Genomic DNA, 24,942 nt, shown 5'->3' with positions numbered 1-24,942 from the left:
GATACGGCCGTAAAAGTAGCGGCCGGGCCGCCACTGCGCCATTTCTTCGACCTAGGGCCGGCTAGCTGGGTTCGTTCGGCTTGGCCCCGAATTTTAAACATAAGATAATACCCGCGAGAATCGAGGTGACCACATTGGAGGCCAGTACGGGCACATCGCCGGTATGCAGGCCGTACACCACCCACAGGCAGGTGCCCAGAAAAAGCATCACGTAAGTGGGCAGCGAGAGGCTGCTGGTCGAGCGGGTTTTGATGGTTTTGTAGGCTTGCGGCACGTAGGCGGCGGTGGTGAGGAAGGCGGCCATGCTGCCAGCCGCAGAAAATAGCGTCATGTAAAAAAGTTAAGTGAGCACCCTTGCTGCTGAGTAAGGGTGAAAAAATAACGGGAACTGCTTGCCTAGCAAGTAGTTCCCGTTGGGTAGGTAGCGGGGTAGGACCTAGTGGTGGTGCCCGCCTTCGCCGTGCACGTGGCCGTGGCTCAGCTCTTCGGCAGTGGCGGGGCGCACCTCCATCACTTTGCCGTCGAAGTGCATTACCATGCCGGCCAGCGGGTGGTTGAAGTCCATGGTTACCATCTCGTCGCCAACCTCTACTACCTTGGCTTGCATGTGGTTACCCTCATTGTCGGCCATAGGCAGGTAGTTGCCAATTTCCAGCATTTGGTCGTCGATTTTGCCATCGATTTCAAAGACCTGCTTCGGAATCTGCACCACGGCCTGGGGGTCGTAGTCGCCATAGGCTTGGTCGGGGGTGAGCGAGAAGCTGAAAGCATCGCCCGTATTTTTGCCATCAAGCTGGCGCTCAAACTCTTCGGGCAGGCCACTGTGGCCGAACAAGAACACCATAGGCTCTTCCGATTCGGCTTGCTCGACCAGTACTTTCTCTTGGTTGTCGTCGGTGACGGATAGGTCGTAGGTAAGGGTTACGACGGAGTTTTGGGCAACGGCGGCCATAGGGTGGGGTGGGGGTTGGTGTGTAAACAAAGGTAGGGGCGGCAACCAACTACGCTAGCTGCGTGTGGCCCGCCCAGCAATGGCCGCAAGCTACGGCATAAAGAAATCCCCCGCCTTCTTTTAACAGGAGACGGGGGATTCAGTTATTCAAAAAAACGTACCTAGGCGGGCACAGCCTCTAGCTCGCGGCTGAAAAAGCGGTGCTGCTTGATAGCCTCGGCAAACTCCTGGGCCAAGTCAGCCACGTCGGTGTCGGCGCTGGTCACCACGCCATCGGCGTCCAGGATGCCCTCGGCGCCGGGGTACGCGGCGGCTTGCAGCAGTTCCACGCCTTCGGCCGAAGCGGCCAGCGGCTTGCAGTGGCGGAAAGCCTCGTTGACGAAGCGCACGGCGTCAAAATCCTGCTTGAGCTTGCTCACGCTTTGGGCGCCAGCAGCTACGTACACGGCATCGAACAGCGCCGACGACGTGCTCTGGAACGTCCAGTTGACGAGGATTTGCGTGCCGTCTTGGCCTTTAATCGTACCTAGGTGGGTAGCGATGATGGCCGTTTGGGCACCCTGGTCCATAAAGGTTTTCATGAACTCGCCGATGGCGGCTACGTCGGCCCCGTCGGTGGCCAGAATGGCAATCTGGCGGGTTTTCACGCTGCCCTTACCCTGGTTGATGGGGCTGTCGGTGGCAATGCTCAGGTGCGGCGAGCTGCCCACGCTGGCTTTGGCCGGGGCCGATTGGAAGTCGGCCGCTTTATCGTCGGCGCCGATGGCGCCGTAGTTGAGCTGCATGCCCTCGGCCGAGGGTACATCCATGCCTAGGCCTTCGGCCACGCGGCTGGCTAGGTCGTGGTCTACTTGCGCCAGCTGCACGATGGTACGCTCCCGAATCCAATCAGTTTGCACGTGGCTCAGCTCAAAGCGCAAAGCCTTCACAATGTGAGTCTTTTCGGGCTCGCTCTGGCTGTTCCAGAACAAGCGGGCCTGGCTGTAGAAGTCGATGAAGCTCTTGCTGCGGCGCCGAATCTTGGGGCCTTCCACGCGCTCATACACCGAGTTGAAGCCGCCTTCGCTCTGCGGGGCTTGCTTGGGGTACTGGTCGTTGAGCAGGTTAGGGCCGTAGGCTACCTTGCCTTTGTTGATGGTCTGGCGCATGTGGCCATCGCGCTGGTTGTTGTGCACCGGGGCCAGCGAGCGGTTAATCGGAATCTCGTGGAAGTTGGGGCCACCTAGGCGCTTGAGCTGGGTGTCGAGGTATGAAAACAGGCGGCCTTGCAGTAGCGGGTCGTTCGAGAAGTCGATGCCCGGCACAATGTGGCTGAGGCAGAACGCCACTTGCTCTGTCTCAGCGAAGTAGTTGTCTACGTTGCGGTTCAGCACCATTTTACCAATGGCCTGCACTGGCACTAGCTCCTCAGGAATGAGCTTGGTCGAGTCTAGAATATCGAAGTCAAACTTGTGCTCGTCTTCTTCTTCCACTACTTGCACACCCAGCTCCCACTCGGGGTAGGCGCCCATCTCGATGTTAGCCCACAGGTCGCGGCGGTGAAAGTCCTGGTCCTTGCCCGAAATCTGCTGGGCCTCATCCCACAGCACCGAGTGGGTGCCGAGCAGCGGCTTCCAGTGGAACTTCACGAAGCGCCACTTGCCTTGGGCATTCACAAAGCGGAAGGTGTGCACGCCGAAGCCTTCCATCATGCGTAGGCTGCGGGGCAGGGCGCGGTCGCTCATGGCCCACAGCAGCATGTGGGTGCTTTCGGGGTTGGCCGATATAAAGTCGTAGAACGTGTCGTGCGCCGAAGCGCCCTGCGGAATCTCGTTGTGCGGCTCCGGCTTCACGGCGTGCACAAAGTCGGGAAACTTGATGGAGTCCTGAATAAAGAACACCGGCATGTTATTGCCTACCAGGTCATACACACCTTCTTGGGTATAAAACTTCACGGCGAAGCCGCGCACATCGCGGGCCAGGTCGCTGGCGCCGCGCGAGCCGGCTACCGTAGAGAAGCGCGTGAACACGGGCGTTACCACGCCGGGTTGCAAGAAGTGAGCTTTGGTTAGCTCGGTAGCGTTGCCATAGGCCTCGAAGTATCCGTGGGCTCCTACGCCACGGGCGTGCACCGCGCGCTCCGGAATACGCTCGTGGTCAAAATGGGTCATCTTCTCGCGGAAGAGAAAGTCTTCGAGCAGGCTTGGGCCGCGCTCGCCGCCCTTCAGCGAGTTCTGGTCATCGTTGACGCGCAAGCCTTGGTTGCTGGTCAGGTACTTGCCATAGCCGTCGTCGCTGTGCTGGGCTAGCTGGTCGGTTTTGGGGTTGCTCACCACATCCTGGTGGTTTTGCTTGGCTAGGGGTTTGTCGTGCATGGGAGAGATAGGAGGAGGGAAATAAGCGTTACAGTATGCGCCTAAACGGGCCGCTATGGTTAAGGTTAGTGCCGCCTAGGTGCACCTTTAGCTTATCTATGGCTGGCTAGCTAGCCTAAGCTGGTAAGTATCAGCGTACCCATTCCCGGTAAGGTGCTACTTAAAAAACACCTTAAATATTGCTTAAGACGCCAAGTTATTGCTCGGCATAAGGAACAGCTACTGGGTGATAATGAAGCGGATATGAAGCCTAAGTAAAAACTTAAGCAACAGTGGCTACGTACCGGCACGCAGTATCTCATCGCCCTGCCTTTCTTCGCTATGTTCTCTTCTTCCTCTCGCGTTGCTGCCGTGCTGCTAGCCAGCGGCAGCCTACTGGCCGCGTGCGGCCCCCAGCAATCGGCTGAGCAGCAAGCCGCCGCCAAGGCTACCGACAAAGCAGCCGAAGCCCAAGCCAACGCCGACACGGCCAGCCAAGGCGCCACGCCGCTGCTGCTAGCCACCTTTCCCGACTCGCTCAATACCCCCGATGGCCTCGTGCTGGCCCCCGATGGGCGGGTGCTGCTGTCGGTGCCCAACTTGGCCGACAATAAGTATCCGGCTCAGATTGTGGAGCTAACGGCCACTGGCTACAAGCCGTTTATCGGGCGCCTGCCGGTAGAGCCGACCACCAAGAAGGCCACGCCGATGGACCTAGCCTTCGGCCCCGATGGCAACCTCTACTACGCCGAAAACCAGTATGAAAACAGCAAGGACTATAAATCGCGCCTAATGCGGGTGCTGATGAAAAACGGCCAGCCTACCGGCACCATCGAAACGGCCGTGGATAATTTTTGTCTCGCTAATGCGACGGTGTGGAAGGGCAATACCTTGTATGTGACCGATAGCCAGTGGGATATGCCTGACAACGACAAGGGCAGCGCCGTCATGCGCTTTTCGCTGGCCGAACTCAAGCCCGGCACTACCATTCACCTCAAGCCCAAAACCAAGGACCCGCACGTGCTGGCGCAGTTCACGACTACCGTCAACGAAACCGGCGTGGACAATGGCGCCGACGGGCTCGACTACGACAGCAAAGGCCGCTTGTATACAGGCTTTTTTGGCGATGGCACCTTCCACCGCCTCACCCTCAACCCCGATGGCAGCCTCGCCAAGCAAGAAGTGGTGCCCGTGGCTGCGCCCAAGATTCCGTGTATCGATGGACTCGTTATCGACCGCGCCACCGATAAGGCTTACGTCTGCGACTCGCGCCTGAATGCGATAGAGGTCATCGACCTCAACACCAACGCCCACACCATACTAGCCCGCAACGGCGACACTGATGGCGCCGGCGGCAAGCTCGACCAGCCCGCCGAAGTGCTGCTCAAAGGCAAGCAATTGATAGTATCGGACTACGACAAGCCCGAGAAGCACTTCGTCAATACCAAGTCGGACGCCCCGCACACTGAGTCGGTGATTGACCTGCCCTAGGGTGGGATAGTCGCTTCGTGCTGTGCAGGGGGCGGTTGTAAGCTTAGGGCGGCACCCTAGCTGCGGCCCGGCTCTTGGCTGGCCATGGCATCGTCGGGCAGCAAGCCGGGCCTAGGGTGGGTGAAGGGTCCCCAGTCGCGCACCCAGCGGTAGCGCAGCAGCGTGGCGCGGGTTATTTCGCCGCCAAGAGTTGGCTGCGGGGCAATGCTCTCGGGGTGAGGGGCTGGCAGCGCGTAGGCCGTGAGGGTGAGCAGCAGTAGAAGAAGACCAGTGATGCGTAACGTTTTCATAGTAGTGGGGGATGAGAATGGGGGTAGAAGGGGCTACTTACTCGGCCAGCCAGCTAAAACTTCGGCGCGGGCGCCCGCTCGAGAAGGTTGCCGCCTGCTGGCTTTGCAGCAGGTTGAGCTGCTGGCGGAGGTCTTCCTGCTTGTTGTGGTCGAGTAGCAGCTCGCCGTTGAGGCGCTGTATTGCGGCCAGCTGGCTGTGCAGGGTGGCTAGCTGTTGCTGCACTGCGCCCAGCTGTTGGGCTAGCTGCTGGGTGGTGCTCAGGTTCAGTAGGGCCAGCGCTTCGTAGTCGAGGGCCTGCTCGGCGGGATGCTCAAGGCCTACTATATACACGGGCTGGCCGGCCAGTATTCCGGCAGCGCTTACTACCAGCGAGCGGCTACTAGCTGCGGCTGGGCGCGCCACGGTTGCAAGTTGCTATCCATTGGTAGTCAGTAGCTTGAGGCGCTGGCCGAGAGTGGCCCCCGCAGGCAGACCGGCTACCCCTAGGGGTAGCGCTAGGGCCACCAACCCCCGGCTGCCAGCTACGGTCGTGGCCGTGGCTAAGGCAGCTATGTCTGGCCGGAAGCTGGCCAGCGAGTGCACGCATTGCGGAAATGTCTGCGCTAGTTGAGCCAGCTGGAGCTGGGCGGGCTGTCCGGTGCTAGGCAGGGCTAACTGCCGTAGCAAGGTCAACTCGACTGGCTCGGTGGGCTCGGTTGGCGCTGCCGCAGTGGGTTGCGGCGGGCCGCCCAGCACGGGCCGGGCAGCAGGTAGCGAAGGGGTAACACCCGCTAGCGGCGAGCCAACGCCGAAGGGTACAGATTGGGCCAGGGCCGTCCCGGATAGGACTAGCAATCCAACTAGCAGCCAAGCAGAGAGAGTAGTTTTCATAGAAGGTGAAAGCGCTGAAAAGTATTAAATATTTGTTATATTATATATTAAGCGTCAGTTTAGGGCATTTAAGCAGGGCTGTTCTAACTGTGTCTTTAGGTAGGGCGGTCCGCCTAGGGGCGTACTAGCCGAATGAGCTGCTGCTGGCTGCCTTGCTGCACGCGCAGCAGATACACGCCGCTGGCCAAGTCTTGGGCGGCGGCCAGCGGTAAGGTCGTGGTGCCAGGGCTTAAGGTGAACTGCTGCTGGCTTAGCTGCCGGCCCATGGCATCAGCCAGTAGCAGAGTTGCCGGCCCGCGGTGGCTGGTGCGGATAGTAAGCGTGGGCGTGTCCACCATGGGGTTGGGAAAGGCCTGCACCAGTAAGCTCAGCGGCAGTGGCTCGGGTTGGTCGGGCTGGTCAACCACAGTCATTATGGCCGACGGGGGCCAGGGTTGGTTTAGGCGCAAGCTGAGCTGGCCAGCGGCGGGGCTGGACGTTATGAGGTCGAGGTCGCCATCGTTGTCTACATCCCCTAGGGCTAGGCCCACTGGCGCGGGCCCCACGGCCGGGTCGCTGCCCCCACCAACGCGGCCCGTGCTGGTGCCCGTGGCGTCGCCACCATTCATGCGCACGCTCACCGTACCCGCACCCGAGCAGGTTGCCAGTATATCTAAGTCGCCATCGTGGTCTACATCGGCCAGGGCCAGGCGTTGCGGTCGGCTACCCACCGGCACGTCGCTACCACCGCTAAACTGACCGGTATTCGAACCCGTGGCGTCACCGCCATTCAGGCGCACGCTCACCGTGCCGGCCGTAAAGTTGGCCGTTACGATGTCGAGGTCGCCATCGCCGTCCACATCTCCTAGGGCTAACCCGACCGCTCCCGCGTCCACCAGCACTTCGATGCCACCACTAAATTGACCGGTGCCCGCGCCTGCGGCATTACCGCCGTTTAGGCGCACGCTCACCGTGCCCCCAAAATTTGCTGTGAGCAGGTCGAGGTCGCCATCACCATCTACATCACCTAGGGCCAAGCCAAAGGGGTTGCTGCCGACGGCCACGCGCTTGCCCTTGCCAAGAAGCCCTGTATTGCTACCCGTGGCGTCGCCGCCATTTAGGCGCACATCCACGGCCCCAGCCCCGCAATTGATGGCTGTCACGAGGTCGAGGTCGCCGTCGCCATCCACATCGCCTAGGGCCAGGCTAAGTGGAGTAGCGCAGCCACCTACGTAGCGAACCGAGCCCCCACTGAATAGGCCCGTGTTAGTGCCTGTGGCGTCGCCACCATTCAGGCGCACACTCACCGTGCCGTCACTGTCGCTGCCCGTCACGAGGTCTAGGTCGCCGTCGCCGTCCATGTCGCCCAGGGCCAGGCTGTAGGCGGCGTGGTGCACGTCCACCAGCGTTCCTGGGCCGTAGTGCCCGGGGCGGCCGGCCGCCTCCTCATTTAGGCGCACGCACACATGGTTTGTGGAAGGGCTGCCCGTCACGAGGTCAAGGTCGCCATCGCCGTCTATGTCGCCCAGGGCTAGGCCGGGCGCCAGGGCTGGGGCTGGTAGGTTGGCACTCTGCTCAAAATTACCTTGGCCCGTGCCACCTACCGCGGTTGTAAACTGCCATATTAAGGCGTGGGGCTTCTGGTTGATGGCGGGGGCGGCCCAGGTAGTGGCGTACACTACCTCGCCGGGCATAAAGTCAAAAGTAGATTGAAACGTAAGTGAACGCCCGTCCCAATCTAACTGGCCGCTGTGGCCTGTGCGCCAGCCGCCGCGCTGGGTCGAATACACCCACAGCGGCGTCTGGCGCAGTAGTAAGCCAGGCGTAGAGTCGAATAGCACCCGCACCCCTGCCGTAGGGGCGGCGGCCACCGCATTAGCCGCTGGCCAGCGCTGCTGCATTGTCAGCTGGCCCACAGCCGAGAAGGTAGTGAGCCCTAGCAGCAAGATACTTGCCGCCGCCCCGTGTAGAAGTTGTTTCATAGCCAGAAAGAGTGAGGACGCAGTTTTGTGGCGCTTTATCACCCCCACGCAACCACGGCAGCTAGTAGCAGGACGGGCTGGCGATGAGGCGGCCAACGCTGCAAAACTGCATATCTCTTTCGGCTGACTTGGCTAAATACCTGCCATTATTGGCTTAGTGCTGTATTTGCCACTAATTGGCAAGCTAGCGTCCTTAAGTTGGCAGGTCTGCGGCTACCCAACCGAATTTCTGCCACTTATAGCTAGCGTCTAGGTCCCCGACGCGCGGTTTTACAAGCACCGTGCGCCGGGGACCTAGACGCTGACGGATGAGCCCCCGCGCCAGGCGGCCTTGTGCTGCCTGCTACCTCGCCCGCAGTCCTAGGGCCGATAATCGGCGGGGCGGCGGCCAAAGCGCTCGGTGTAGAGCGTAGCAAAGTATTTAGGGCTGCCAAAGCCCACCGCATCGGCTACCTCGGCTACCGAAGTAAAATTACCCGCTTCAAATAGCTGCCGGGCCTGAGTGAGGCGCAGTTCGCGCAGCCAGGCAGCAGGCGTGAGGCCCGCCAGTTGGCCTAGGCGCCGGTAGAGGGTACGCTCGCTCAGGCATAACAACTCGGCCAGTTCGGCAGGTCCAAAGCGCTCGTCGGCCAGATGGCTAGCCACCTGCACTTGCCAGTGCCCCAGTACCTCCGCTGCGTTGGCCTCGGCCCGGCGGGCCGGTGGCGCCGGGTGGGTAGCGGCTACGGGGCCCGCCAGCAGCGGTTCGGTTCGGGGGCGTGGGCTACCTGCCTCTTCGGGTTCCCCCTGCGGCTCGGGTGGCAGGGCTGCAAACTGGCGCCGCACCTGATGGCGGGCTAGCAGTGCGTGCACCCGGGCCAGCAGCTCGGCCGTGGCAAAAGGCTTGGTGAGGTAGTCATCAACGCCCACCGTGAGAGCCGCCAGCCGGTGGGCGTCATCAGCCCGCGCCGTGAGCATAAGTACTGGCACGCTCTGTTGGGCGGGGTCGGCCCGTAGGTGCGTTAGTAGCTCGGTGCCACTCAGGCGCGGCATCATGGCATCGGTGGTGATGAGGTCAACGGGCGCCTCGCGGGCCAGCAGCCCTAGGGCGGCTTGGCCATCTTCCGCCAGCAGCACCTCGTAGGTGGGCGCCAGCAGGCCGCGCAGGTACTCGCGCAGGTCGGGCTGGTCTTCTACCACCAGCACGCGCGGGCGCGGGCCGTTACCCACGGGCCCTGCTGGCAGCGTGGAGGCCACGCCCTGAAGGGCGGACTCAGGAGCTGGCTCCCCTGGGGCCACGATGGGCGCGGTGGCCGCTTCGGGCAGCACTTCGGCCGGAAAGCGCAGCGTGAAGGCGGCCCCTTGCCCAAGCTCGCTGACCAGCGTAAGCGAGCCGCCTAGCAGCTGGGCCAGTTCGCGGCTCAGGGCTAGCCCTAGGCCAGTGCCGCCCTGCGCCTGGCCCTGCGGACTTTGGTAAAAGCGCTCGAAGATGCGTGCCTGCTCGGCCGGAGCAATGCCAGGGCCGGTATCGCGCACTGTTATGCTGTATACCTCCCCCGCGGCGGGCAGAGCCACAGCCACTTCTACCGAGCCCCCGGCCGGCGTGTGGTTGAGGGCGTTGATGAGCAGGTTGGTCAGAATCTCCTCGACTTTGTCAGCGTCGAGCAGCAGGCGCAGACTTTCCGGCACCGCGGCCGGACCGTGCAGGGCGATGCCGCGCTGCGTGGCCAGGCTCTCAAATTGACTTACTACCCGCCTCAGTAACGTGCCCAGGGGCGTGGGCGTCGGGTGTAGGGCCAAGCGCCCGGCTTGCAGCTTGGTCAAATCCAAGATGCGATTGACGAGCTGCTGGAGACGCCGTGCCTGGCGGTGAGCCAAGGCTACCGTCGCTTGTACGGCTGCTGGCAGCTGTTGGGCCGGGTTGGTGAGTAGTGTGTCGAGCGGCCCTAGTATCAAGGTCAGGGGGGTGCGCAGCTCGTGGCTGACGTTGGCAAAAAATTGGTTCTTAGCCTCGTCGAGCGCACCGAGGCGAGCCGCCTGCTCCTCAATTTGCAATTTCTGACTGGCCAACAGTGTATTAGCACGTTGCTTTTGGCGGTAAAGGCGCCACAGCAGGCCTGCCCCGCCGCCCAGTAGCGCCAGCCCCCCTAGGGCCACCAGCAGCCACAGGTGCTGGCGTCGCGTTCGGGCCTCGGCCTGCGCCTGGGTATGGCGCAGGCTAGCAATGCGGCCAGCCTGGCTGCGCTCTACGGCCTGCTGCTCGTAGTAGGAGACATTATAGCGATTCTTGCGGGCCTGCAGCGAATCGTTCAGGTCGGCGGCGGCCATTGAGTAAGTCAGCGCTTTGTCTAACTGGTGGCGCTGCTTATAAAAGGCTGCTATTGCGCGCATGAGGCGCAGGGCATCAAATTGATAATATCGCCTCTCTTCATAGGCGGCTAGCCAAGCATTTTCGGCCCGGGTCCAGTCACTTTGGGCAGTATAATAAAGAGCTCGTGCTTCATTCGCCGGAAACGACATGGTTCCAGTATCTTTTGCCAATCGGACAGAATCCGATAATTCTTGCAAGCGGTCTAACAAGCGCTTAGCCTCTGGTAGGTGGTGCAGGCGCACCAACATCTCGGCTTTTATTTCTAAAGCACCTCCGTGAATAACGAGATTGTTAAGAGTGTTTTTTTTAAGTTTCATATTTCGAGCAGTTAACAGCACGGCATCATTAGCTGCCTTAAGTGCGGCTGCATAAGTTCCTTGTTGCCTATACAACATGCTCATCATAAGCTTTAAAAGAAAACTATAGCTTTGGTCGGATTTCATAAGAGCTCGCTCTACATATTCTCGGGCCTTAGTATAGTTTCCCCACTCAGCGTATTGCTGTCCAACCGCCGCATATGATATGGCAGCTAACTGCGGATTGATTTTTTCTTCTATTTCCGTCGCTTGTAATCTATAGCTGATGGCTTGGTTATCATTGCCTTTGCCGACAAAATCATTTGCTAGCATAATCAAAATAGTTCCTGTATATACTGGCATCGAATTTTGTCTATAATAAGTCAGTTTCTGTTGATAATAGGCCAGTTCCTCCTTATGCTGACGCAGTTCAGAAAATACGCCAGTTATAGCGTTGAATAATAACGGCTCTTGGTAACCTAGAGCGTCAAACTTTCGAAGCGCTGCTTTGAGACTATCCAGAGCCAGCAGGTTGTATTTATTCGCGCGCGCACGGAGAAGTACAGCGCGTGAGTCTTGGTGGTGAATTTTGTACTCAATAGCTGAATCCCGAGCCACGTTGGCTACCGTCAGTAGCCGTTCGCCAGCTAGCCACTGGCGGTAGGCAGGATAATCAGGGCGCTGCAGCTGGCCCGATAGTACAGTTGCTTGTGCAAGCAGTTCAACAAATCGTGTAAAACCCTTCGAATCAAGCTCAATGCGCAGCAAATGCTGTACTGTGCGTAGACGAGCAGTATCAGAATGATGACGGGAGAGGACACGCTCCAACGAGTCAATGTCGGCATTCCAGTAGTTGTAATTCTTTTGCGCCAGCGCAGGCCAGCTAGTGGCCAGGAATAGCAATAGCAGTAGCAAATATCTCATATGTCCTATAGCAACGAGGGTGAGCAGCCACCCACTGGTGTAAATAATCGACCTTGGCCGGGGCGACTGTTAATTCTGCCGACCGGCTAATTTTTTATGAGCTAAGTGCAAAAATGCTGAATGCCTGCCACAAGTAAGGCAGAATTTCTGCCAATCTGCATTTGGCAGAAATTCTGCCCTAGCAACTGGCTTCTGCTGGAAAGCAGCTCGTAAGCTCTACGCTGCTAAATTTCCTGATTTTAGTTAGCTGCCTGGGACAATTAGCTCAGAGCCAGGAAACAATAAGGCTTCGGGTGCTTATGCGACGCGGCTGGCTTTGGCCCTGGGGCACTCGCGCTCGCGTAGGGCTGCGCTGTTTGCCCTGCGTAGCGTGTTAAGCGGGCAGCTTAACCAGGCCTCTCTGAATGATGCCCGCCCATTATGTTCTTTTTTGCAGCAGCTTTCTCTTGCTTCCCGCCCTATGCCTCGCGGCCCTCAGATAGCGCCAAACCATAGCCGCCCTCAAGCTCCGTTCCTAGCTGGGAGGTAGGCCCCTAGGGTGGGTGAAAATTCAAAAACCGTCAAGCTCAATAGGCGTTTGCCAGTTGAGCTTGACGGTTTTCAAACCGTTTTTGCAGGATGCTATTAATTTCTAAAGGTTGCCTTAGTGCGTGGTTAGATTTTCAGCTTGACTATTTGAGCCCCCTTTTACGAAATCTAAACACGCTTTTAGCCTTGCAGCTCCCAGGCGGTGCGGTATCCACCCACGCGCTCGACATAATCGAGGAAAGCCTTGTAGAACGGATGCGCCCCTAGGGTGCTCGAATCGCCAATGAGCAGCAGCTTCTTGCGGGCGCGTGTCATGGCTACGTTCATGCGACGGATGTCGGAGAGGAAGCCGATTTCACCGTGCCCGTTGCTACGCGTGAGGCTGATGGCGATGATGTCGCGCTCCTGGCCCTGGAAAGCATCGACGGTGCCGATACTGAGTTGGCGGTGTAGCAGCAGGCCGCTGAGCTCGTCGTTTTCTTCTACTGCGTCCTTGAGGTAATTAATTTGGGCACGGTAGGGCGCGATGACCCCGATGCTGAGCTGGTCTTCCTCGTGGTCGGCGGCGTCGTAAGGCTCCAATAGCTGGGCCAGGCGCTTGAGCAGCAGGTCAGCCTCCTCGGGGTTGGCCGTAGAGCGGCTCTCCGGGATGGTGATTTCCTGCATGCCAAAGCCGGCCGTATCCAGAAACTCCACGGGCAGGTCGGGGGCAAAGCGCAGGTCGTAGGCCTCTAGGCCCACGTGCGCCACGGTGGGCGCAGCCACGAGGCGGCCGTCGTAAAACTGCTCGGAGCTGAATTCCATAATCTGCTCGTGCATGCGGTATTGCACGGTCAGCATGCGGCTCACATCGGGCTGGCGCTTGATGCACTTCTCAAATAGCGTTTCGCGCAGACCTTCCTTGACAGCTTTCTCGCTTTTCACGGTGGGCGGCAGCTGCTGGTGGTCGCCGGCCAATACTACGCGCTGAGCTTTGGCAATCGGTATCCAGCAGCCTGGCTCCAACGCCTGCGCGGCTTCGTCGATAAAGACGGTCTCGTAAGTGAGGTGGCGAATGTTACGGTTCGAGGCGCCCACTAGGGTGCAGGTAATCACCTGCACCTGCTCGAGCAGGTCCTCAGTGATATAGCGCTCTAGGCCGTCGGCCTCCTGGTGCAGGGCGCGGGCCTCTTCCTTCAGCAAGCGGCGTTGCTCGCGCTCTTCCCAACCAAAGTGACGCACGTGCTTGCCAGCCTCTTCTCGGTACTGCTCAGCGGTTTGGCGCATCGAGCGCAGTTCGCCGTAGCGCTTGTGGTTCATCACCTGGGCATCGAGGGTGTGCTCTAGCAGCAGGTCCGATACCCGGCTGGGGTTGCCCATTCGGATGACGTTGACGCCGCGCTCGGCTAGCTTCTCGGTCAGGAGGTCTACTGCTGTGTTGCTGGGCGCGCACACCAGCACCCGCCGCTCGCGCCGGATGGTTTCCAGAATGGCTTGCACCAGCGTAGTAGTCTTGCCCGTGCCGGGCGGCCCATGGATAATGGCCACATCCTGGGCAGCTTGCACGTGGCGCACGGCCGCTAGCTGGCTCTCGTTGAGGGGGCTAGGGTAGAAGAGGTCGTCGGCTTTTTCGGCCCGGAAGCGGGCAGGCTTGGCCCCGAGCAAGATGTCGCGCAGCTCGGCAAGGCGGTCGCCGTAGGCGCCCATTACCTTCCCTAGGGCGTAGTCCATCTCGCGGTAGCTCACCTCATCGAAGGTGAGGTCGATACCCAGCTTGCCACCCTCGTGCACCCAGTCGGGCAGGTCTTCCTTGCTGGTGGCGAGCAATAGTTTATTGCGCCGCACGCTGGTAATCACGCCGCTGAGCGTGGGGCGGTCGGTGGCAGCGCGGCCCGGCACGTTGCCAAACAAGGCCGCATTCTTGCCCACCTGAAACAGGTGCAGCCCCTGCTGCCCGGCCGGCCGCTCTAGCTCAATGACCACTTTGCCGCCGAAGCCCACATCTTCTTGGGTAATCGTGACGGGGTACCAGGTCAGCCCGCGCTGCTGGCGCTCCTGAATGCTGGCTTTGGCATTTTTAAGCTTAAACTGCTCGAGGTCTTCTTGTTGCTCTAGCTTGAGCATGGCCTGCACGCGGCGTAGCTCCTTCTCGATGGCGTAGGGCTCGGCGTGGGGGGTAGGGAGTTCAGTTGACAAAAGAAAGCGGATTGATTTCGTTGTAAAGTGTAACAACGAAAACTAGAAATGAGTGGCTACCTAGGGCCATTAATTGGGGGATAGCCAACCTAAAAGTAGAAAAAGAACCCAACGCACGGCCTACTGGCGCGCCACGCTTGCTCGTTTAAGAGCAGTAGTCTTGGCGTAAACTATGATTGTGTAGCCTCAAGCTTGGTGTTCAGCTAGCTCGAAAACATAATTGACGTCCTCCTAGCGAACGCTGTGCCAGTGCGGTGCTACCTCAGCAGCGTCGGGCGCTCTTGGTATACTTTCCACAAAAACTCGCCAAACAGCGTGTTGGCCCACGCAAACCAAGGGCGGGTGTAAGTATTGGGGTCGTCTTTGTGAAAAGACTCGTGCATGTAGCCAGTGCCCGCGTGGGTGGTCTTGAGCAGCTGCACGCAGGCCCGAATTTCGGCGTCGTTGATGCTAGTGAGGCCGCGCATGACGATGCTAATGGGCCAAATCATGTCCTGGCCCACGTGCGGGCCACCTATGCCTTCGCCCGCCTTGCCCTTGTAGAAGAAGGGGTTGTCGGCCGAAAGCACCAGCCGACGCGTGTTTTGGTACACGGGGTCATTGAGCGGAATGGCGCCAAGGTAGGGCAGCGCCAGCAAGCTGGGCACGTTGGCATCGTCGAGGAGGGTGTGGCCGCCGTAGCCATCGACCTCGTAGGCATACACGCGCCCGTGCACTGGGTGCGTGATAATGGCGTGCTCGCGCAGAGCCACGGCCACCTCATCGGCCAGGGCCATCAGGTTTTGGTAGGCAGCACCGTCGTGCTGAATGTCATTGAGCATTAGGGCCGCTTGGCGCAGGCTGATAACCGCAAAGAAATTGCTGGGGACCAAAAAGGGTAGGAGCGTGGCGTCGTCGCTGGGTCGAAAGGCCGAGGCGATAAGCCCAGTTGGCAGCACCGGGTAGCCGTGGCCACCTAGGGGCTGGGTGTCGGTGGCTTTCGCGGTGGTGCGCTGAAAGTGATAGGGGCCCGGCCCGGTTTTGCGCTGCTGCTCCCGGAAGGTTTTTACCGTCAGGTCGATAGCCTGCCGCCACTGGGCATCGAAGGGCTGCTCGTCGCCGGTGGTTTTCCAGTAGTGATACGCCAGGCGGATGGGGTAGCACAGCGAGTCGATTGCCCACTTGCGCTCGTGCACGCCGGGTTGCATGGCCGTGTGGTCCGTTTTCCACTCGCCCACTTTGGTGGGGTCTTGGTAAAACGCATTCGCATAAGGGTCCTGCAAAATGCAGCGCGTTTGGCGATGAATGACGCCCGCCACTAGCTGACGCAGGGGCGCGTCTTGCTTTACAAAAGCGAGGTAGGGCCACACTTGGGCCGAGCTGTCGCGCAGCCACATGGCGTCGATGTCGCCCGTGCTGACGTAGGTATCGGGCCGCCCTAGGTGGGTGCCGGGCGCTACGGTAGTGTCGAGCGGGTTCGGGAGGCAATTGCCAAACAGCCAGCCCAGCTCCGGGTCTTTTACTTTTTGCTGAAACTCCCCAATAGCCGCCTCCACAGCGCGGCTGCTAAAGCGGCGCTGCCCTGCTACCGGCCGCATCACTGGCAAGCCGAGAGCGGCCGCCCGGCTGGGCGGACTGAGAAAAGAGCTAGCGGCTAGTAGGCCCGCGCTCTGCACAAAGGCCCAGCGGTTCATAGGCAAAAAAAGAAGAGAAGCGCAAAGATGGGAGGTAGCCGGGCCGCGGCGCTGACTGCCCTAGCGCCGAGCCTAGAAAGTAATAGTTTTGCTAATTGCCTGCTTCTGCAACAGCCACGGTGTTGGTAGGAGAGGAAGCCGCGCGCTTTGGCTTGCCAAGTCATTCATGCCAAGATATTTTCGCTATATTGACCGGCAGTTTATCCGGTTTGTAGCGACTGATTGGGTCCGCTTGCACCCGGCCCACCGCTTTGCGCGACAGTTAGGTTGGTGTTGGTCACCTAGCCTAAGCTTCAAGGGTCCTGCACTGGTTGCGCTCGCTATTTTCTCCCACCCACTTTTCTCTTCTTGCGCGTGAAAACGTCCTTACTTGTCAGCTGGTCCGCCCTGACGCTGCTCGCCCTGCGTGGCGTAGCGGCCACCGCCTCGCCCCTCACGGTGTTGAGCGGGCAGCTCGCCCACGCCCCCCAGGCCGACTCGGTCCGCCTGCAGGTCGGTTCGCGCCGGGTCGCGGCGGTGCTGAGCCCCGCGGGGGAGTTTCGCCTCGAGGTAGCGGGGCTACAAGAGCCCCAGCAGGCAACGTTCTCCTACGGCAAGCAGCGCACCTCGCTCTGGTTGAGCCCCGGCGACCGCCAGCACCTGACCCTAGACTTTCCCAAATTCGACGAAACGGTGCAGTACAGCGGCCGGGGGGCGGCCACCAGCAACTACCTGGCCCGCGCCCTCTACCGGTTCGTGTTCGATATTCCCGGCCAGGTACCGGTTCCGCTAAAGCACCTCACCCCGCAAACGACCCCAGCTGAGTTTGCGCAGCAAGAAACGGCCTATCAGCAGCAGCGGCAGGACTTCCTAACGACCTATGCCAAGGCACATGGGCTGCCGAAGTCCTTCGTGCGCGCCCAGCGGCAGATTCTTGCCTTGCAGGCGGCCCAGGACCGGCTCAGTTTCATCGGCTACTGGCACTATCTCCATCGCGACGATACCCCGGCGCAAGCTCTCGTGCTGCCCGCGACGTACTTCGACTTTTTGCCGCTCTTACGGCTGCCGCAGCTCATGGCTCACCCCACGGCGGCCATTACGCCCCTGGTCGCGGAGCTCCTAGGTAGCTACAGCAACCGGTTGGTGCCGAATATGCCCTTGAGTACCGACCCGGCCGAGCTGGGGCGGCTCTACGCCGTGGCCACCGCCGACCTCGGGCCCACGCCCGCCCGCGACCAAGTAATCTATAATCTTTTAACGTCTCACGTGTTGCAAGGCTTTCCCAGCGTACTAGCCGCCTACCCGACGTTTAAGGCGCAGAACCGCGACTCTACCCTGGCGCGTGAGCTGCGCCAGCGGATAGTGGCCCGGCTACCCTTTGCGGCTGGCCAGCCGGCGCCCGACTTTACGCTGCGCGATAACACGGGCAAGGAGGTATCCATGCGCGACCTGCGGGGCAAGGTGGTGTACCTCGACTTTTGGGGCACGTGGTGCGGCCCCTGTATGTATGAACTGACCAAGCATAGTCATGCCCTGAAGGAGCGCTTCCTAGGTCGGGACGTGGCCTTCGTCTACGTCTCGGTGCGCGATACGCAAGCACAGTGGCAGCAAGTGCTGCAGCAAGAGAAATTGACGAGCGCCAACAGCGTGCACCTCTGGGCCCCCGATAAAACGGTCGCCAATCTCTACCAGGTGCCCTATTACCCCAGCTACTACTTAATTGGCCGCGATGGCCGCTTCGTAGAAGCCTACACCACGCTGCCGTCGGATGGTGCGAAAACCGTCGCAGCCATTGAGGCGGCGCTCAACGCCCCTGCCCCCGCCAACGCCCCGCGGTAGCCCGCTAGGCCCGGCGTCTTGGGTTAGGCAGGAACTGGCCTGGCAACCTAGCCGCCGGGCACTTGCGTAAGGCGGGTAGTACTTAACGCGCACTGGTTTATGTCTTCGCTTTCTCTTCGCCTGCTGCTGCCCGCCGGGCTGGTGTGGCTGGCCGCCTGCACCGGCGGCCCCGGCACCGAAAAAACAACTGCCGTGGCCGCCCCGCCGCCCGTGCCTACTTCTGCTAATGCCAAGCAGCTCGTGTCGGTAGCTACCTCCGATACCATCTGGAACGGTGTGGCCGTGTCAGACGATGACCGGATATTCGTGCTGTTTCCGCACAACGAAGGCCACCCCGGCACGCGCATCGGCGAGCTAAAGAACGGTGCCGTGACGCCCTATCCTAACCGCGCCTGGAACAGTTGGAAAAAAGAAGGCGACCCCGCCAAAACAGCCTTTGTGCGCACCAACTCGCTGCGCTTCGGCCCCGATGGCCTGCTGTGGGTAGTGGACACGGGCACGCCCAAAAGCGAAGCGCCGCCCATCACCGACGGCCCCAAGCTACTGGCAATTGACATTACTAAAAACCAAGTGGTCAAAACTATCGACCTAGGGAAGCTGGTCAAGCGCAAGAGCTTCGTGGACGACCTACGCTTTCACGGCGACATGATATACGTGACCGATGCCGGGGCGCCGGGCCTCATCCTACTCAGCCAAAAAACTGGCCAGGGCCGCCGCGTGCTTGATGGCGACAGCACTACCACCGCCCGCCGCCCCATGGTAGGCGAGGGCAAGCGCATGACAAAGCCCGACGGCAGCGATGTGAAGCTGCACGCCGACCAAATGGAAGTATCGCCCGATGGCCGATACTACTATTTTCAAACCGCTGCCGGGCCCATGTACCGCGTCGAGACCAAGTACTTAGACAACCCCAATACGTCATCGGCTAACATCGCCAAGCAGGTCAAGTATTTTTTTAACTCGCCTACTTGCGGTGGCACCACCATCGACGCCGATGGCAACCTCTACATAGCCGACGCCAACGAAAAGCGGGTGCTCAAAGTGACGCCCACCGGCCAAAGCAGCACGCTGGTGCAAAGCCCCGACCTCATCTGGGTCGATGCCATGTGGATAGACCACGCCGGCAACCTCTGGATGCCCGTGCCCCAGATGAACCGCACCGCGGGCTTCCAGAAGGGCGTCGAAACCGTGAAATTTCCGGTGCAGCTCTACAAGCTGGCCATTGGCGCCAAGCCGTTTCGTGACTAGGTAGCGCGGCGCGCGCCGCTTACTTTTCCTGTAGCTTCAGCAGGTGGCCTAGGGCCGTGCCGTAGGCTAGCGTAGCCAGGGCTACGGCTGGGTGCTTTTTGCGCCGCAGCTCGTAGTTATCGCGGGTAAAATCGGTCCAGTTCCACTCGTTCAGATGCACGCGCCCAACCGAGATGCAGGGCTCGTGGATTTGGGTGGTGTGCCACCACTTGGTGGGAAACAGGATGGTTTCGCCTTCTTCTACCGTAACCCGCACCGGCGTGGCGTGCTTGAACAGCGGAAACTGTTCGTAGTCGGGATTGAAAATGTCGACTTGCGATACCTTCTCATTATCGGCCCTAGGGTAGAGATAAGGCGTTTGGTCGGGTGGGAAAAGAATAAATTCTTTCGACCCGTAGAGCTGCGAAATCTGGGTGTGCAGGTACAGCGCATCGACGTGCAGATACGGAAAACACGCGCCATTGCCCCCCAAGAATAGCTCATACACTTGCGTGCCACGCAGCATCAGCTTGGGCAACAGCGGGTGCTTCACGCGGTCCGATTTGCCAAACACTATCTCGGGCTGCAAGTCGGCTAGTAGCTCCGGAAAAAACTGCTCAATATTGAGGTTAAACGGATAAGGCGCGGAGTTGGAGGGGCTCGACGTTAGTATCAAGTCGGCTACCTCGGCCATGCTATAGGTGTGGCCCTTTATGACTTTAGTAAGATGCCCGTAGTGCTGCTTGAAGAAAGCCGGGGTAAACTTGCCCATAGCGCCCCAGCGACGTGCTACATCGGTGAGTACCACGGGTAGGCCTGGCTGCACATATTCGTCCAGTAGCTCCTGCTGCGATAGTCCGCTGCACTTGTCTATGGTAAGCAGGGCCGGGGCATGCGCTGGCCGGTGAGAAGGATTGATAGTCATAAAGTGCTTTTTAGCAGAGGTATAGGTAGAGTGAAGGCGGCAAAGACTACCTAGGCTGAAGGCGGCCCGGCCAGCCGGTTCGTAAATATAGAAATTTCTGTTGGCTATTGCGACAAATAGCTGATTATTTTGGTTATAACATAGGTAATAGTTGGGCCTACTATTGGCGGGTGCACTGGCATTCTTACTAAGCGCGAGGGTGTATCCGCTGAGCAGGCGCTTTATTTGTGGTGCTTGTCACCACGGCCCCGCCGTTTTTGTTGTTTGTACTATGCCTTCGGCTACTCCTATCGTCGATATTTTTATTCCGTGCTTCGTCGACCAGCTTTATCCGCACACCGCCCTGAACATGGTGAAAGTGCTCGAAGCCGTGGGCTGCCAGGTCAATTACAACCCTGCTCAAACCTGCTGCGGCCAGCCCGCTTATAATGCTGGCTACAAAGCCGAAAGCCGCAACATTGCAGAGAAATTTTTAACTGATTTTGGCGCGCCAGTCGGTGAGCAGCGCTACGTAGTAAGTCCTTCGGCTTCGTGCGTGGGCATGGTGCGTAATGCGTATTCGCACCTGTTTGCGGGCACGCCCGAGGCTCCGCAGTGCGGGGCCGTGCAGCAGCGCACCTACGAACTCACGGAGTTTCTAGTCGATGTGCTGGGTATCAGTGCCATTCCGCAGGCGCAGCTGGCAGGCCGCTATACTTACCACGACTCGTGCTCGGCTTTGCGCGAGTGTGGCATTCGGGCGGCTCCGCGCCAGCTACTCGATGGCGTAGCTGGCCTCGAGCGCCTCGAAATGGCCGAAACCACCACTTGCTGCGGCTTTGGCGGCACCTTCGCCGTCAAGTTTGAGTCGATTTCGGTGGCGATGGCCCAGCAAAAAGTAGAGCACGCCCTCGCCACGGGCGCCGACTACCTCGTGAGCACCGACGTGAGCTGTCTCATGCACCTAGAGGCGTACATCCGGCGCGAAAAGCTGGACATCAAAACCATGCACATTGCCGATGTGCTGGCCAGCGGCTGGTAGTAGATATAATCAGGCTAAGAGCAGTTAATAGCTAGGTCGCCAGCGCACCGAGGCAGCAAAGCCAGCTCACGCCAGAGCCTAGGCCATGAGCTTATACTGGTAGCTACGAGCAGATACATATGCACCCCCTAGACAATCCAATCTGGCACGCCTTGCGCACCGGCAACGAGCAGCTGGCCATCGGCGATGAGCTGGCCCGCGTGCTGCCGCGCGATATTGGTGCCTTTGCCGGACTAGCCGAGGATGCGCTTCCCGCTTGGCGCCGTTTGCACGAGTTGTCTCCGGCCGGCGCCCCCACTGTACTGTTTGCCGCCGAGCCATTGGCGCTGCCCGCCGACTGGCAATTGCTGTTGCACAAAGAGTTGCTACAGCTCGTGTATGACCAGCCCACGGCTCCTCTTGTGGCTGATGAGCGCTTGGTAGCACTGCAAGAATCGGATGTGCCGGCCATGCTGGCTCTCACGGCCCTCACCAATCCTGGCCCGTTTCTGCCCCGCACGCTAGCCTTTGGCGGCTACTATGGAATTTTTGAAGAGGGCCAGCTGGTAGCCATGGCCGGGCAGCGGCTGAACCCCGCGCCCTACGTCGAGATTAGTGCGGTGTGCACCCACCCCGCGCACCTGGGCCGCGGGTACGCTGGCCTGCTAGTGCGCCACCAATTGGGCCGGCTGCTGGCGGCGGGGCACATGCCGTTTTTGCATGTCTACGAGGACAATACGGCTGCCTATAAATTGTATCAAAAACTCGGCTTCCAGCTACGCAAGCGGCTGCACGTATACGTGCTCGCAAAGCAGGCTTCCTAAGGTCAGCGCATCATCGCTTTCGCTAGGTCATCGCCGCAGTGGCTAACCTAGGAGCCTAGATAGTGGATTGCTTTGTGCGCGCTGTAAGTTTTGCTGGTATTACGTAGCAGCCTAGTGCGCACTAGGCTGCTTGCCAAGTAATAGCAGGGCATTAACAAGCAGTCATTAACCTATTTCTGACTAAATATATCATTGTCAATGTATTAGGTAGCATGCTAAGCATCCACTGACTTCGTTTGGCTCGGCCTACTGACCTACTCGCTCTTCGCGGTGCTGCTTCCAGAGCTCGGCAGCATGCTGGCGAAAAGCTGCTGGAGCGGCTTGCCAGGCCGCATCTAAGGAGTAGCTGCCCCCATCGTGCTGCCCGCCCATGGTAAGGCGGCTCGTGCCGCGCACGGCATACTTGCGAAAGCCCTCATACATGATGATTTTTTGAGTGCTTGGGCTCACGTCGCCCCGGCATACGGTGCGGTACACTAGCCACACCTCGGCCGTACCATCTTGGTCGAGGTCGGTGACTGTGAGACCTTTGGGACGAAAGCGGGCTTCTAGGTCAAGCGGGCAGTCGTCCACAAAGTCGTGCACTTGCCAAGTGGGCACTGTGCCGGTAGTCGGGTATTGGTAGGCGTAGAGGTCAGCGCGTTGGCCGTCGGTGCTTTGGGCAGCGGGGTCGGTGGCCGGGCCACTCTCGGTGGCTAGCACGGTATAGGCGCCAGTGCGGTCGGTGTAGCGCAGGGCCTGTACTACGCGGCCACTATGCTTGAGGGTGGCTGGCACAGCTGCAGGGGGTAGTGGGCTTACCCGCAGCTGCGCCTGGGCGCTGGCGGCTAGCAGCAGAATGGCTAGACAAAGGCAAGAAGGGTGCATAAACAGCTCGAAAGCAAAAACAATAATGTTCTGAATAGCAAGTAGGTGCGGCTGGTTGCGCCCCGGCGCGGGGGTTAATCGGCGCCCGCTACGCTGGGTTGCAGCGTCTGAATGGTGTGCCGGATAACAGCGTCCATCGCTGCCTTGCGGGTGGCTGGGTACTCCCACAAAAAAGTGGTGAGCGTATTGCTCTTAAAAACGGTCTTCTCGTAGAAAATACGGCCTTTCACTTGCCCCGACAGCACGTAGCCCGTGCGCGTGCGCTGGTCGAGCACAAGGGTAGCGTGTTTTTCCTGCCAGCCCTGGCGCGCTATTTTTTGATTTTCGGCTAGGCCGCCGTCCAGCACATCGCCGTAGCTGGCGTAGGCGCTGAGCACGGCCTGCCCGTCGGGCGAGACGAAGCGGCGGCCATCGCCGTTGCCGGCTTCGGGCTGGGGCCGAAAGTCGGCCGGGTAGTCGATGCGATAGCCAAAGCGAGTATTATGGTAGGTTTTGTAGGCGGGCGGGGCCAAGTTGGCCAGCGCTAGCCCGCCGCCGAGTAGTAGCAACCAATTCATGAGCAATAAAGAAGTTAAGAAGTAGGCGGGCTGTTAGAGGTGGTGTTGCAGGAGAGCAGTACTCTAGAGCTGTTTGGCCGCGGTAGCAATTTGCGGCACAAATTCAAAGCCCGGGTAAAACGCGCGGCCCGGCTAGCCGGAAATAGGCCATTCGCCTGTGATAGGCGGTTTTGTAAAGCACCCCGAGCTGCGATGCACCTAGGAGCTACCAAGTGCTGCCCGCGCCGCCGCCGCCCGACGAGCCGCCGCTGCTAGTGCTACGGCTGCTATAACTGCTGCCCGAGCTGCTTCCCCACGAAGAAGAGCCAGAGCTGCTCGAAGAGGAGCTGCTTACGGGGCTGGGCAGGCGCGAAATAACTTCTCTCTCTTGCACTTCGTGCTGGCAGAAGCGGCACGTAGCCACTCGCCAGCCCCAGCCCTCGGCCGAGGTGGTAGCTGCTTGCACCACCCGCAGCCGCGGCGGGGCCAGGGTGCGGTGGTGGCAGGCGGGGCAGACCTGGGTTTTGGTTTCGGGGTTAGGATAGGCTAGCCAGAGGTGGTGCCCCTGGGCGCATTTCCATACCTCATGCTCTACTGCGCGCGACGCTTCTTCTACCTGTTGGCCGGGTGCGAGATGCGTTTTTTCGGCGGCGCTGTCGAGTTTGTGCATGGGTAGCCCGCAGTCGGGGCAAGCAAAAGGAGCATCGCGCAACGCGGCCAAGTGCCGGCCATACCAGCGCCAGTACAGCGCCAGCCCCACCGGAAATAGGTAGGCCGTGAAGGCTAAGCCGCGATGTGCCGCTTGCTGCTGCCCATAGGCTTCGGGCCGACCTAGGGGCGCCACGGGGCGCCGCGCCTGCCAATAGTGCCACCCAAAATAGCCGTGCAGGTACAGCAGCGGCAAGCCATAAAGCAGCGCCAAAAAAGCCTCTGGGCCCAGCTTGCCTTGCAGCACGAGCCCTACTAAGCCCCCCACTAGCCCAAGGGGCACTAGTACCAGCCAGCCACGCCCACGTAGCTGCTGCGTAGTGCGGTACCATAGCACCAGATAAAGCACTAGCGCCAATGCTGCCACAGCCAACAGGCCCACTGGCGGCCCCGGCTCGGGTGGGTAGTAATTATCCGCCGAGGCTTCGCCCGGTAGGGCCTGCTCTAGCGGGTCGTCGGTGGCGTTGGCATACCCGCTTTGGGCCATAAGGGCACGTTGTAGGCTATCTGCATAGTAGCGTGCCGAGTCGTCGGCGGTAGCCAGCACGGGCTTAGGTGGGGCAGGGGCGGGGCGCAGCCGCCTAATGATGGCTGCTACGCCCTGCTGCACTGCTTGGTCGTAGTTGCTGGCGCGGGCGGCGTCCAGCATGTATCGCTGCTGAATGCGGTAGCAAATAATATCGGGCAGGTCGGCTTCTAGGCCATAGCCGGTTTCAAACTCCACGCGGCGCTGGTCCAGCACTAGCAGCATAAGCAGCCCATTGTTAGTGGTTTTGCCCCCGACTTTCCACTTATTAAATAGCGCTGTAGCTGCTGTTTTGGGCACTGCTGCACCGAGGCTGCGCACCAGCACCACATCGAGGTGCGCCCGGCCGCTGCGGTCGAGGCTATCGAGCTGGGCATTGAGGGCGGGCGCAGTGCCGGGGGCTAGTATGCTGTCGGGGTCACTAACGTAGGCTTCGCCCAACGTCTTAGGGTCCGGAATGGCGGTGAGATAATTGGCAGCCGTGATGCGGTGCACAGGCTCCGGCAACTGACAGCCGCCTAGCGCCCCAAGCCACAACAACCAATACCACAGTCGAAAACGAAGCATAGGCAATACAAGTGAAGCCAGCAAACACTACAAGTAACGCCTATCCTCAACGAAAACTACCCAAAAAAGAAGGTCGGGCCCACCCTAGGGTAAGCCCGAC

General features: G+C 60.0%; 19 protein-coding genes. 5 read left to right on the top strand and 14 right to left on the bottom strand.

Annotation, left to right across the window (positions count from 1 at the left end; all coding sequences use genetic code 11):
• Positions 1-61: 61 nt before the first annotated feature.
• The 3 genes from FNT36_RS01725 to FNT36_RS01715 all read right to left on the bottom strand — a co-directional run bounded on the left by FNT36_RS01725 (position 62) and on the right by FNT36_RS01715 (position 3,306).
• Positions 62-331 (bottom strand): SemiSWEET family sugar transporter, encoded by a 270-nt coding sequence (locus tag FNT36_RS01725; protein ID WP_144843432.1) that lies wholly within the window; start codon positions 329-331, stop codon positions 62-64.
• A gap of 105 nt (positions 332-436) precedes the next feature.
• Positions 437-952 carry an FKBP-type peptidyl-prolyl cis-trans isomerase gene (locus FNT36_RS01720; RefSeq protein ID WP_144843429.1) on the bottom strand — a complete coding sequence of 172 codons (516 nt, stop codon included), beginning with the start codon at positions 950-952 and terminating at the stop codon, positions 437-439.
• 161 nt (positions 953-1,113) lie between these two features.
• Positions 1,114-3,306, bottom strand: coding sequence for a catalase (locus FNT36_RS01715; protein WP_144843426.1), 2,193 nt, complete (start codon positions 3,304-3,306; stop codon positions 1,114-1,116).
• A gap of 321 nt (positions 3,307-3,627) precedes the next feature.
• On the opposite strand from FNT36_RS01715, the gene FNT36_RS01710 reads away from it, so the two are divergent.
• Positions 3,628-4,776: an SMP-30/gluconolactonase/LRE family protein gene (locus FNT36_RS01710; RefSeq protein WP_144843423.1), complete on the top strand. Its 1,149-nt coding sequence runs from the start codon at positions 3,628-3,630 to the stop codon at positions 4,774-4,776.
• A gap of 56 nt (positions 4,777-4,832) precedes the next feature.
• Here FNT36_RS01710 and FNT36_RS01705 read toward each other — a convergent pair whose 3' ends face one another.
• From FNT36_RS01705 to FNT36_RS01675, 7 genes are all read right to left on the bottom strand, one after another.
• Positions 4,833-5,066 carry a hypothetical protein gene (locus tag FNT36_RS01705; protein ID WP_144843420.1) on the bottom strand — a complete coding sequence of 78 codons (234 nt, stop codon included), beginning with the start codon at positions 5,064-5,066 and terminating at the stop codon, positions 4,833-4,835.
• 37 nt (positions 5,067-5,103) lie between these two features.
• On the bottom strand, positions 5,104-5,469 hold the full coding sequence (locus FNT36_RS01700) for a hypothetical protein (RefSeq protein WP_144843417.1): 366 nt from the start codon (positions 5,467-5,469) through the stop codon (positions 5,104-5,106).
• A 12-nt stretch (positions 5,470-5,481) separates the two neighbouring features.
• Positions 5,482-5,937 carry a hypothetical protein gene (locus FNT36_RS01695; protein WP_144843414.1) on the bottom strand — a complete coding sequence of 152 codons (456 nt, stop codon included), beginning with the start codon at positions 5,935-5,937 and terminating at the stop codon, positions 5,482-5,484.
• Between the two features lie 113 nt (positions 5,938-6,050).
• Positions 6,051-7,898 carry a T9SS type A sorting domain-containing protein gene (locus FNT36_RS01690; RefSeq protein ID WP_144843411.1) on the bottom strand — a complete coding sequence of 616 codons (1,848 nt, stop codon included), beginning with the start codon at positions 7,896-7,898 and terminating at the stop codon, positions 6,051-6,053.
• A gap of 360 nt (positions 7,899-8,258) precedes the next feature.
• Positions 8,259-10,268 carry a hybrid sensor histidine kinase/response regulator transcription factor gene (locus tag FNT36_RS25300; protein ID WP_233635600.1) on the bottom strand — a complete coding sequence of 670 codons (2,010 nt, stop codon included), beginning with the start codon at positions 10,266-10,268 and terminating at the stop codon, positions 8,259-8,261.
• A gap of 1,908 nt (positions 10,269-12,176) precedes the next feature.
• On the bottom strand, positions 12,177-14,171 hold the full coding sequence (locus tag FNT36_RS01680; RefSeq protein WP_317129589.1) for an AAA domain-containing protein: 1,995 nt from the start codon (positions 14,169-14,171) through the stop codon (positions 12,177-12,179).
• Between the two features lie 257 nt (positions 14,172-14,428).
• Positions 14,429-15,844, bottom strand: a complete 1,416-nt coding sequence (locus tag FNT36_RS01675) for a glycoside hydrolase family 125 protein (protein WP_144843405.1) — start codon at positions 15,842-15,844, stop codon at positions 14,429-14,431.
• A gap of 354 nt (positions 15,845-16,198) precedes the next feature.
• On the opposite strand from FNT36_RS01675, the gene FNT36_RS01670 reads away from it, so the two are divergent.
• Both FNT36_RS01670 and FNT36_RS01665 read left to right on the top strand, forming a co-directional pair.
• Positions 16,199-17,662, top strand: coding sequence for a TlpA family protein disulfide reductase (locus FNT36_RS01670; RefSeq protein WP_144843402.1), 1,464 nt, complete (start codon positions 16,199-16,201; stop codon positions 17,660-17,662).
• Positions 17,663-17,761: 99 nt separating this feature from the next.
• Positions 17,762-18,910, top strand: a complete 1,149-nt coding sequence (locus FNT36_RS01665) for an L-dopachrome tautomerase-related protein (RefSeq protein WP_144843399.1) — start codon at positions 17,762-17,764, stop codon at positions 18,908-18,910.
• 19 nt (positions 18,911-18,929) lie between these two features.
• Here FNT36_RS01665 and FNT36_RS01660 read toward each other — a convergent pair whose 3' ends face one another.
• Positions 18,930-19,814: a cupin-like domain-containing protein gene (locus FNT36_RS01660; protein ID WP_144843397.1), complete on the bottom strand. Its 885-nt coding sequence runs from the start codon at positions 19,812-19,814 to the stop codon at positions 18,930-18,932.
• A gap of 271 nt (positions 19,815-20,085) precedes the next feature.
• Between FNT36_RS01660 and FNT36_RS01655 the strand changes: the two genes are divergently transcribed.
• Positions 20,086-20,835: a (Fe-S)-binding protein gene (locus FNT36_RS01655; protein ID WP_144843394.1), complete on the top strand. Its 750-nt coding sequence runs from the start codon at positions 20,086-20,088 to the stop codon at positions 20,833-20,835.
• A 119-nt stretch (positions 20,836-20,954) separates the two neighbouring features.
• The gene (locus FNT36_RS01650) at positions 20,955-21,638 is read left to right on the top strand and encodes a GNAT family N-acetyltransferase (RefSeq protein WP_144843391.1); all 684 of its coding nucleotides are present in this window, start codon (positions 20,955-20,957) and stop codon (positions 21,636-21,638) included.
• 246 nt (positions 21,639-21,884) lie between these two features.
• Here the strand turns inward: FNT36_RS01650 and FNT36_RS01645 are convergent, their stop codons facing one another.
• The 3 genes from FNT36_RS01645 to FNT36_RS01635 form a co-directional block, all read right to left on the bottom strand.
• A complete protein-coding gene (locus FNT36_RS01645; RefSeq protein WP_144843388.1) occupies positions 21,885-22,505 on the bottom strand; it encodes a M949_RS01915 family surface polysaccharide biosynthesis protein in 621 nt (206 codons plus the stop codon).
• A gap of 74 nt (positions 22,506-22,579) precedes the next feature.
• The gene (locus FNT36_RS01640; RefSeq protein WP_144843383.1) at positions 22,580-23,062 is read right to left on the bottom strand and encodes a hypothetical protein; all 483 of its coding nucleotides are present in this window, start codon (positions 23,060-23,062) and stop codon (positions 22,580-22,582) included.
• Between the two features lie 205 nt (positions 23,063-23,267).
• Positions 23,268-24,842, bottom strand: a complete 1,575-nt coding sequence (locus FNT36_RS01635; RefSeq protein WP_144843380.1) for a TPM domain-containing protein — start codon at positions 24,840-24,842, stop codon at positions 23,268-23,270.
• Positions 24,843-24,942 lie beyond the last annotated feature (100 nt).

The organism is Hymenobacter setariae, from assembly GCF_007713685.1.
GTDB classification, from domain to species: Bacteria; Bacteroidota; Bacteroidia; order Cytophagales; family Hymenobacteraceae; genus Hymenobacter; species Hymenobacter setariae.
Note: the sequence above shows the minus strand (reverse complement) of the source record. Positions and strands in the feature narration are given on the sequence as shown.